Source organism: Dehalococcoidia bacterium (assembly GCA_035310145.1).
Taxonomy (GTDB): domain Bacteria; phylum Chloroflexota; class Dehalococcoidia; order CAUJGQ01; family CAUJGQ01; genus CALFMN01.
Genome location: DATGEL010000106.1, coordinates 1 through 9,208, shown reverse-complemented (window position 1 = coordinate 9,208; position 9,208 = coordinate 1). Strand labels below are relative to the sequence as shown.

Below are 9,208 nucleotides of genomic sequence, written 5' to 3'. Positions count from 1 at the left end.
CATGGCGCTGTTGACGGGGGAAGCCGACCTGCGCGAGGGCGACTACTACGGCAGCGCCGTCAACCGCTGCGCCCGCCTCCGCTCCGCTGGGCACGGCGGGCAGATCCTATTCTCGCAGACGACTGCCGACCTCGTGCGCGGCACGTTGCCAGCCGCTGCGAGCCTGCGGGATCTGGGCACGCACCGCCTGAAAGACCTCGCCGTGCCGGAGACGGTCTACCAGCTTGATACGCCCGGCCTGCCCGACGCATTCCCGCCGCTCAAGACCCTCGACGCTCGGCCCAACAACCTGCCGGTGCAACTCACAAGCTTCGTCGGCCGCGAGCGTGAGGTGGGCGAGGTCGTGGCGCTGCTACCCCGGGCACGGCTGGTGACCCTCACCGGCCCCGGCGGCACCGGCAAGACGCGGCTGGCGCTGCAGGCCGCAGCCGCCACGATCGACGCCTTCCCCGACGGCGTGTTCTTCGTCGATCTGGCGCCATTGGCCGACCCGGCGCTCGTACCCTCTGCGGTCGCGCAGGCCCTCGGCGTGCAGGGGTTAACGGACACAGTGCTGCGCGTGATCGTGCTGCGCTTCCTGCGCGACAAGCAGGTGCTGCTCGTGCTGGACAACTACGAGCACCTGCTCGCGGCGGCGGAGTTCGCGGGAGCCATGCTGCAAGCCGCGCCGCAAGTGCGCCTGATCGTGACGAGCCGGGCGCCGCTGCGGGTGACGGGCGAGCAGGAATACATGGTCGCGCCCCTGCCGCTGCCCGACGAGTGCCGCCGTTCGCTGGAGGAACTGGGGCAAAACCCGGCGGTGCAGCTCTTCGTGCAGCGGGCGCAGGCGGTGCGAGGCGACTTTGCGCTGAGTGAGGAGACCGCGGCTGATGTTGTGGCGATCTGCGCCCGACTGGACGGCTTGCCGCTGGCGCTGGAGCTGGCCGCGGCACGGGTGCGCGCGCTCCCCGTAGCAGCGCTGCTGACGCGGCTGGAGCAGCGGCTGCCGTTGTTGACAGGCGGACGGCGCGATCTGCCGGCGCGCCAGCAGACGCTGCGCGCCGCCATCGCCTGGAGCTACGACGTTTTGGAGCCGGCGGAGCAGCGGTTGTTCCGCCGGCTCGGCGTGTTTGCGGGCGGGTGCACGCTGGAGCTGGCCGAGGCGGTGTGCAACGCCGACGGCGACCTGGATATCGAGGTGTTGGACAGCATCGGCTCGCTCGTCGAGAAGAGCCTGGTGCATTGGGCGGCTGATCGCGGCGGTGAGCCGCGCTACCGGATGCTCGAAACCATCCGCGAGTTCGCCCTCGGGGAGTTGGAGGCAAGCGGCGAGGGCGAAGCAGTACGCCGTCAGCTGGCGATGCAGGTGCTGCAACTGGCCCGGCAGTTTGCAGCGGCGAACGACTGGCTGCGGCTTGATGCCGAGCTGGGCAACGCGCGCGCCGTGCTGGGCTGGTGCGTCGAGCGCGCGGATGTGGTAGTCGGCGTACGCCTGCTTTGGGCCCTGCGCTGGTACCTGTACATCCGCGGGCGCGGGAACGAACAGCAGGTGTGGCGCCGGCGCTTGCTGGCTCTGCCAGAGGCAACGCAGCCAACTGTCTCGCGGGCACGACTGCTGGCACTCTCGCCAGCAGACCTGTTCTCCATCACGGACCAGGACCGCGCTGTAGCCGCGCTCGAGGAAGCGATCGGCCTCAGCCGGCAGCTGGGCGACACCCAGTGCCTTGCCGCAGCGCTGGAGCGCCTCGCCCTGCTTCGCTTGAACCAGAACAACCCTGGCGCGGTGGTCCCACTGGCCGAAGAAGCCGTCGCCCTCCGGCTCCAGGCCGGCGCTGTCGAAGCGGCCGTTGTCGCACGTAGCTACCTCATCACCGTAGCCGTCGCCCACGGGGATATTGCCACTGCTGAACGCCTGGTGGCTGCAGACCGGGCGCTCGCGGGCACCGCGGGCACGGCAGTGGCTCTGTTTAGCGAGGCCTTGTTGGCAGTGGCACGCGGCGACGATGCTCAGGTGCGCGTGCTCCTGGAAGATTACGTCCAAAGAGTAGGCGTTGAACAGGGTGGGAAAGGCCCCGACAGGCTCGTGGGCCTTACATATCTCGCATGGGTCGCGTTCCGGCAGGGAGACACCGCTGCGGCAGTGGCCACCTGCGTCGAGATTCTCGCCGCCCAACGCGAGTTAGGTCCGTCGCGCTTTCTCCCGGCGGTCCTCAGTGTGCTCGCTCAGGCAGCGGAGCGTTGTGGCCTGCTCGCCGCCAGCGCCCGGCTGCTGGCTGCCACAGACGTCGAGAGACGGGAGTTCGCCGCGGAGGTGTTCGGCCTGCACGAAGTGCACCAGGCCGCGGTGGAACGAGTGCACGCTGCACTGGGTGAGGCGGCGTTTGCGGCGGCATGGGCGGCAGGTGCGACGCTTTCGGCCGATGCCGCCATCGAGCTCGGGTTCGCGGTCGTGGCGCAGTTGCAGGAGCTACTTACGACCCGAATGGACCTGATGGGAAGCAGCCGGCGCCCTGAACCTGATCTCGGCGCTTGAGCCTTGATCACCGTCCAAACTTTCGGAGGCGCTTGGTGCGCATCGACATGCACGTGCATACCACCGCCGGCTCGGCCGACTCGGCGCTGAAGGCGAGCCGCCTCACTGAACACGCTCGCGAGGCCGGGCTGGACGCCGTGGCCGTCACCGAGCACTTCCGTGTGTGGGACGCCTTCGAGGCGCAGCAGGCGCGGGCCGAGGATGGCCTGCCCATCCTGCGCGGCGTCGAATGGAACACGGACCACGGCCATGTGCTCGTCTTCGGCCTCGACCGCTACGACACCGGCGTGCGCCGGCTGGAGGACGTACGCAAGCTGGTAACCGCGGCCGGCGGCTTCACGATCATCGCGCATCCCTTCCGCCACTTCTTCGACCCGCCGCCGGCGCGGCGCTGGCTGGCCGGCGAAGGCCCGGCGACGATGAGCGCGGCGCAGTGCGCCCGGCTGCCCGTCTTCGCGCTAGTGGACGAGATCGAGGTCTGGAACGGCAACTGCACGGCGCGGGAGAACGCCTTCGCCGCCGAGGTCGCGGCGCTGCTGGGCAGGCGCGGCACCGGCGGCAGCGACGCCCACTACGGCGAAGACCTGGGCCGCTGCCGCACCGTCTTCGAGCGCGAGATCGACTGTGAGGCCGCGCTGATCAGCGAGCTGCGCGCCGGCCGCTTCCAGGCGTTCGGCCCGTCTGCCTGAGCGCCGCTGTGGTACGTTCGGCGTAGCGCCGACCACGATTACCCTCCGGGAGGTTCTCGCCATGCCCGACGTGCTGCACGAGGTCCGCGAACGCGGCATCGGCTGGATCACGCTCAATCGCCCGGAGGCGCTCAATGCGCTCAGCACCGAGATGCAGGCAGAGCTGGCGCAGGTGATCGCCGACGCGGCGCGCGACCCGGCGGTACGCGTGCTCGTGCTCACCGGCGCGGGGCGCGGCTTCTGCTCCGGCGGCGATGTGCGCAGCCAGGTGCAGCGCCGGCAGCTCTCGCCCGAAGCCGCCGAACGGGCCGCGGCGTTCGCCGCGGCCGGGGCGCCGCTGCCGGCCAACCTCGAAGCGAACGTGCTGGACCTGCAGGCGCGCCAGGTCGCCGTCTCGCTGGCGCTGCACACCTTGCCGAAGCCGGTGATCGCCGCCGTCAACGGCGCGGCCGCGGGCGCCGGCATGAGCATCGCCCTCGCCTGCGACATCCGCATCGCCTCGGACCGGGCGCGCTTCACCACCGCCTTCCGCAACGTCGGCCTCTCCGGCGACTACGGCGGCTCGTACTTCCTCACCCGCCTCGCGGGCGACGGCGTGGCGCGCGAGCTGTACTTCACCGGCCGCGCGATCGATGCGGACGAGGCGCTGCGCAGCGGTATCGTCAACCGCGTGGTGGAGCACAACGCCCTGGAAGCGGAGACGATGGCGCTGGCCCGCACGATCGCCGACGGCCCCGTGGGCGTCTACGCGCGCATGAAGCGCAACTTGAACCTCGCCGCGCATGCTGACCTGCGCACCGTGCTGGAGAGCGAGGCGCTCAACATGACCCTCTCCGGCATCACGCCGGACGCGCGCGAGGCCGGCCGCGCCTTCGTGGAGAAGCGCAAACCGCAGTTCAGTTGATTCGGCGCCGCGCCGCTGGCCCCCATCCCCCGGCCCCTTCCCCCAATCCTAGGGGAAGGGGAGATCGTGTTGCGGAGGGGTGGGGCTGAAGGCAGGTCGGCAAGGGCACCTGCACGGGCGCACAGCATGCGCCTTTCGCGGCGAAAGCCGCGACCTGCGGTGCCCCGCTAACCCGACGCCCTTCGGAACGCTCCACCCCGGATCGCCCCTCTCCTTCTCTCCAGTATTGGGAGAAGGAGAGGGGAGGGGGTGAGGATGAGGGGCCGTCCCGCCCCGCCGTCTCAGTCCACCAGCGCGGCGATCACCTCGTCCACGATCGCGTCGGCTTTCGCCCGCATCTCCTCGTCGGTCGCGTCCTGGATCGGATGCGGCACGAAGACGCGCCGCACCTGCGGCAGCCCCAGCGCCGCCGACTGCGCCTCCGCGGCGCTGACGAAAACGTTTGAGGCGACGAAGACGCTGGGCTTGCCCTGGATCTCGAACCACACCGTGTCGTGCACACTGCACGTCGTGCAGGACCCTCAATCGGCAAGGGCTTCGATGACGAAGTCCGCCTCCTGCGCGATCTCGCGGCGCAGCGCGTCCGGCGCCGGCTTGGTGAAGGTCGGCTTCTTGTAGCGCTTGATCGTGACCTCGGGCAGCCGCTCGTGCAGCCGCGCCTCCAGCTCCGCGATCAGCACGTCGCCGCGCGGCTTGCTGATGTCCAGCAGCGCCACCGTGCCGCTGATCGACTCCGGCCGGCGCGTCAGCTCACGCCGAATCGGCACCCGTTCGTCCGTGGGATCGATGAGGGTGGTCATCCGTTCCTCCCCGTTCACTTGCTCGCGGCGTGTGCGGCCAACCTGCTTAGGACTATACATCTTCGATCACGCGGCTGACGGAGGACGAGCCCGTCGGCCCGCTCACCCAGCCGGCGAAGACCGAGGAGAACTTGCCGCCCTCGCCGCCGGCCACCACGATGTGAATGTTCTCCGGCGAGCGGAACTTGGGCACGCGCCGGTTCAGCTCCTCCTCGCTCGGGCCGCCGGGACCGAAGCGCGAGCTCGGAATCCCCTCGCCGCTCTGCTCGTCCCCCAGCAGCTCGCGCACGGGCCGCGCCGTGATCTCCTGGATCCGCTCGCGCAGCTGGTTCTTCGTCCAGCGGTCGCGCCAGAGTGTATCGACGTGCTCCGGGCAGACGACGAGCAGCACGTCGCCTTGGCCGTGCGCCTTCGGCAGCCAGCACGCCTCCAGCCCCAGGCCCAGGCTGCCGCCGAGCTGCCGCGCGGTGCGCGAGAGCTGGTCGGCGATGTGGCGCGGCGAGGCTTCGAGGCCGAAGACCGTCACCACGCTCTGCTCCGGACGGAAGCCGCGCTCCACGTGCAGCGGCTCCCAGGGGCTGCGCGCCTCGTGCTCGGCGAAGCACATCGTGTACTTGCCCGGCGAGCCGAGCACCGAACGCTCGGTGCCGCCGGGCCTGGCGCCGCCCAGGTTGCGGATGCAGAGCTTCAGCGCGCGGCCGATCGTGGCGTTGGCGCGGTTGCCGTAGCCCAGCGCCATCAGGCCGTAGTTCATGCCGATGCGCTCGCGGATCGGGCCGTTGACCACGATCACCGGGCTGGCCGCCCAGGTGGTGGCGTTGATGCCGTGGATGTTGAACGTATCGGTGCAGACCGCTTCGAGCGCGGCGATCACGACCGGCAGGTACTCCGGCTTGCAGCCGGCCATCACCGTGTTGGCCGCGACCTTCTCGACCGTCGCCGGCGCCAGGTTCGGCGGCACCACGGCCACGACCTCCTGCGGGTCGCGCCGCGTGCCCTGCAGCATGCGCAGCACGCGCTCCGGCGTGGGCGGTATTACGGGCAGGCCGTCGGTCAGCCCCTGGTCGAACATGAACTCGAAGACGTCGTCGCCCTCGCCGACCTCGATACGCCGCGCCCGCAGCGGGCTGCCCGCGGCCTCGGCCGCCAGCCGCTCCGCGATGCCCGGCTCGACCGACTTCGAGCCGCAGCCCGGCCGCGACGCCGGGTAGCTCGCCCAGTCGATCGCCGGCGCCGCGCCGCCGGAGAGCCGCGCCAGCTCGCGCACCAGCTCCAGCCACTCGGCCTTGTCGAAGCCGACGAACTGCCGCAGCGGGGCGCCGCTGCCGTCCGCCAGGATGATCGTCGGCACGGTGTCGAGATCGTAGACGTACGAAACCTTCAGCGCCGAGTCGTCGAGCATCGGCACACTCAGGTTGAACCCCTCCACCAGCCTCGCGTTGCCCGGCGCGTCCTGCCCGATCGCCCAGACGTCGAGCGCCTCGCCGAAGGCCCGGCTCGCCGCCTCGATCAGCGGCATGGAGAGGCGGCAGGTGGGGCAATCCTCCTTGACGAAGCAGAGCAGCGCGTGCCGGCCCGTAGGAAACGTGCGCTCATTGCCCTCGCCATCGGTCAGCGTGAAGCGGGGCAGCGTGCGGCTGGTGGCTTCGATCGCCATGGTGCTCCTCCTGCGGGCTGGCCCTCACATACCCCATCCCCTTCTCTCCCATACACCATGGCTTCGAGATCCGCCAGAGGCGGAGAGCTGTATGGGAGAGAAGGGGCGATCGGGCGGCGGTGGCGCACGGCTTGGCCGAGTTAGCGCGGCCGCGGCGAGCACCGCATTGCTCGGCCGTGCGCCATATATCTCATAGTTCCCCTAACCTGGCGCGATCGGGAACGCCCTGCGCAAGATCGTCTCCTTCGCCCATGAGGGACGAATGGGAGAAGGATTCAGGAGAGGATTGAGGCCGCGCTATCTCCGCCGCCACCGCGGCGCCAAGCTCGATCGCCTCCTCCGGCGAGAGCGCCGCGCCGGCCGCCCACTGCTCCGCGAACGCCGCCTCGCCAAGCTCGGCCCGCACCCGCGCCACGATCGCCGCGCGCGTCTCTACGACGACCGGCACGGGCATACCGCTGTCACCGCCTTGCCAGTTCGTGCCTGCTGAAAGCAGAAGGGCTGCCTCCTGGAACATACCGCACCGGCCGGCGATCGCGCCGACAAACTCGATCGCCATGCTGGAGCCGTCACCGACGCCGATGCCGTGCGGCCGTAGGCGCCCACGTTGCAGCCGGATCGCTTCCTCGCCCGTTGCCGCCGCCGCGGCAACGTCGCCATCCAGCAATGCCGCCCAGGCGAGGAAGATTAGAAAGACCATGTGGCCAGTGCTTGTCGCGCCATCGGACACCCGCAGACCATGCACGACCTCCGCGAACAGCGCGCGAGCGCGGCCGTACTCGCCTCGTGCAGTAGCGAACTGGCCCTCCCTGACGTGCACCGCCGCCGCGGTGGTCCGTCGTCTGGCCGTGGGCGCCAATCTCTGCATCTCACCCAGCAGCGCTTCGGCGAGCGCTTCATCGCCGCGCATCAGCGCGCCCGTGAACTGGTACCCCAGCGCCTCGATCGCCAGGTCCGGCGCGCCGCTGCGCTGGAACAGCGCCGCCGCTTCCTCGGCAAGCGGTTCGCACTCCTCCCAGCGTCGCTCACGGAAGTACCGCATGGAGAGCGCGTACACTGCCGAAGCCAGGCCAAGGGTGTCGCTCAGCTCGCGGCTCAGCGCCACTCCCTCGATCACCTCCCGCTCGACGCGGTCCAACTCCGAGACGGGCACGCTGGTTGTCATTGCGGACGACAACAGCCGCGCCCGCGAGATGCTCGGCGCGGTCGCCGCCGGCAGCGCCAGCAAGGCGCGTCGCCACCCCTCCCGCTCGCTGAACAGGTTGCGGATTTCCAGGTACCAGCGCACGGCCCAGAAGACGCGCACGCCAACGTCCAGGTCTGCGCGCGCGATGCACCAGCCGAGCACGGCGCGCACGTTGTCCAGCTCGGCGTCGAGCTGTCTCCAGTTGCTGGCTGCCGCTGCACCACGCGCGATCTGCTGCATCTGCACGGCAAGCTCACGCCGGACGGCCTCGGCGTCCCCGCTCACCTCAAGTTGTTCCAGAGCGAACTCGCGGATCGTCTCCAACATGCGGTAGCGCGGCTCACGCTCCGGCCCGTCGGGTTGACGCAGCAGGCTCTTCTCGACCAGCGAGTCGACGCCGTCGAGTACGTCCGGGCCGAGGTCGCCGTCCGCGTTGCACACGGCCTCGGCCACTTCCAGCGTGCAGCCGCCGGCGAAGACGGCGAGGCGGCGGAACAGTGTCTGTTCGGCGGGTGCGAGCAGCGCATGGCTCCAGTCGATCGCGTCGCGCAGCGTCTGCTGGCGGGCCGGCACGGTGCGGGCGCCGCCGGTGAGCAGCGGCAGGCTGTGCTCCAGGCGCGCCAGCAACGCCGCGGGCGGCAGCGCGCGCGCCCGTGCCGCGGCCAACTCGATCGCCAGCGGCAGCCCGTCCAGCTTCGCGCAGATCGCGGCCACGGCCGCCGCGTTCTCGGTGGTTAGCGCGAAGTCCGCGCGCACGTCCTGTGCCCGCGCCACGAACAGCGCCACGGCGGCACTGCCGGCGATGCTGCCCGCGGCGTCGGGCGCCGGCAACGGCAGCGGCGGCACCGCGTACTCGCGCTCGCCCGGCACGCGCAGCGGCGCCCGGCTGGTGACGAGCACATGCAGCGCGGGCGCGGCTTGCAGCAGGAAGGCCACGAACTCCGCGGCCGCGAGCAGGTGCTCGAAGTTGTCCGGCACCAGCAGCAGGTGCTTGTCGCGCAGCACGAAGCGCACACTCGCGCGCGGCGGCACGCCGGGTTGCTCCTGCACGCCGAGCGCCTGCGCGACCGCGGACGGTACGCTCGCCGGATCGCCGAGCGGGGCGAGATCCACGAAGCAGACGCCATCCGGGAACGTAACGAGCGCCTCAGCTGCGGCGGCCAGCGCCAGCCGCGTCTTGCCCGTGCCACCCGGACCGGTGAGCGTCACCAGGCGGTGCTGGCCGAGCAGCGCGGTGAGGGCAGCCAGTTCCGGCTCCCGGCCGACGAAGCTGGTGAGCTGCAGCGGCAGGTTGTTCGGCCGCGCATCCAGCGTCTTCAGCGGCGGGAAGGTGGCCGCTAAGTCGGGCGCTTCGAGCTGGAAGATGGTCTCGGGCTGGCCCGCGCCGCGCAGGCGGTGCACACCCAGCGATCGCAGGCTGGCGCCCGGCGGCAGGCTGCTGCGCACCAGTTCGACCGTCG

General features: G+C 70.8%; 6 protein-coding genes. 3 read left to right on the top strand and 3 right to left on the bottom strand.

What is annotated here, in order from left to right:
- From VKV26_20075 to VKV26_20065, 3 genes are all read left to right on the top strand, one after another.
- Positions 1-2,512 (top strand): AAA family ATPase (locus VKV26_20075; protein HLZ72209.1); only part of this gene is annotated, 2,512 nt, incomplete at its 5' end.
- A 35-nt stretch (positions 2,513-2,547) separates the two neighbouring features.
- Positions 2,548-3,201: a CehA/McbA family metallohydrolase gene (locus VKV26_20070; GenBank protein HLZ72208.1), complete on the top strand. Its 654-nt coding sequence runs from the start codon at positions 2,548-2,550 to the stop codon at positions 3,199-3,201.
- A gap of 61 nt (positions 3,202-3,262) precedes the next feature.
- The gene (locus VKV26_20065; GenBank protein HLZ72207.1) at positions 3,263-4,105 is read left to right on the top strand and encodes an enoyl-CoA hydratase-related protein; all 843 of its coding nucleotides are present in this window, start codon (positions 3,263-3,265) and stop codon (positions 4,103-4,105) included.
- Between the two features lie 281 nt (positions 4,106-4,386).
- On the opposite strand, the gene VKV26_20060 is transcribed toward VKV26_20065, so the two are convergent.
- From VKV26_20060 to VKV26_20050, 3 genes are all read right to left on the bottom strand, one after another.
- Positions 4,387-4,905, bottom strand: a complete 519-nt coding sequence (locus VKV26_20060) for a UGSC family (seleno)protein (protein HLZ72206.1) — start codon at positions 4,903-4,905, stop codon at positions 4,387-4,389.
- A gap of 52 nt (positions 4,906-4,957) precedes the next feature.
- Complete coding sequence (locus tag VKV26_20055; GenBank protein ID HLZ72205.1) at positions 4,958-6,562, bottom strand: TlpA family protein disulfide reductase; 1,605 nt, start codon at positions 6,560-6,562, stop codon at positions 4,958-4,960.
- A 190-nt stretch (positions 6,563-6,752) separates the two neighbouring features.
- The coding region (locus VKV26_20050; GenBank protein ID HLZ72204.1) for a hypothetical protein at positions 6,753-9,208 on the bottom strand (2,456 nt) is incomplete at its 5' end.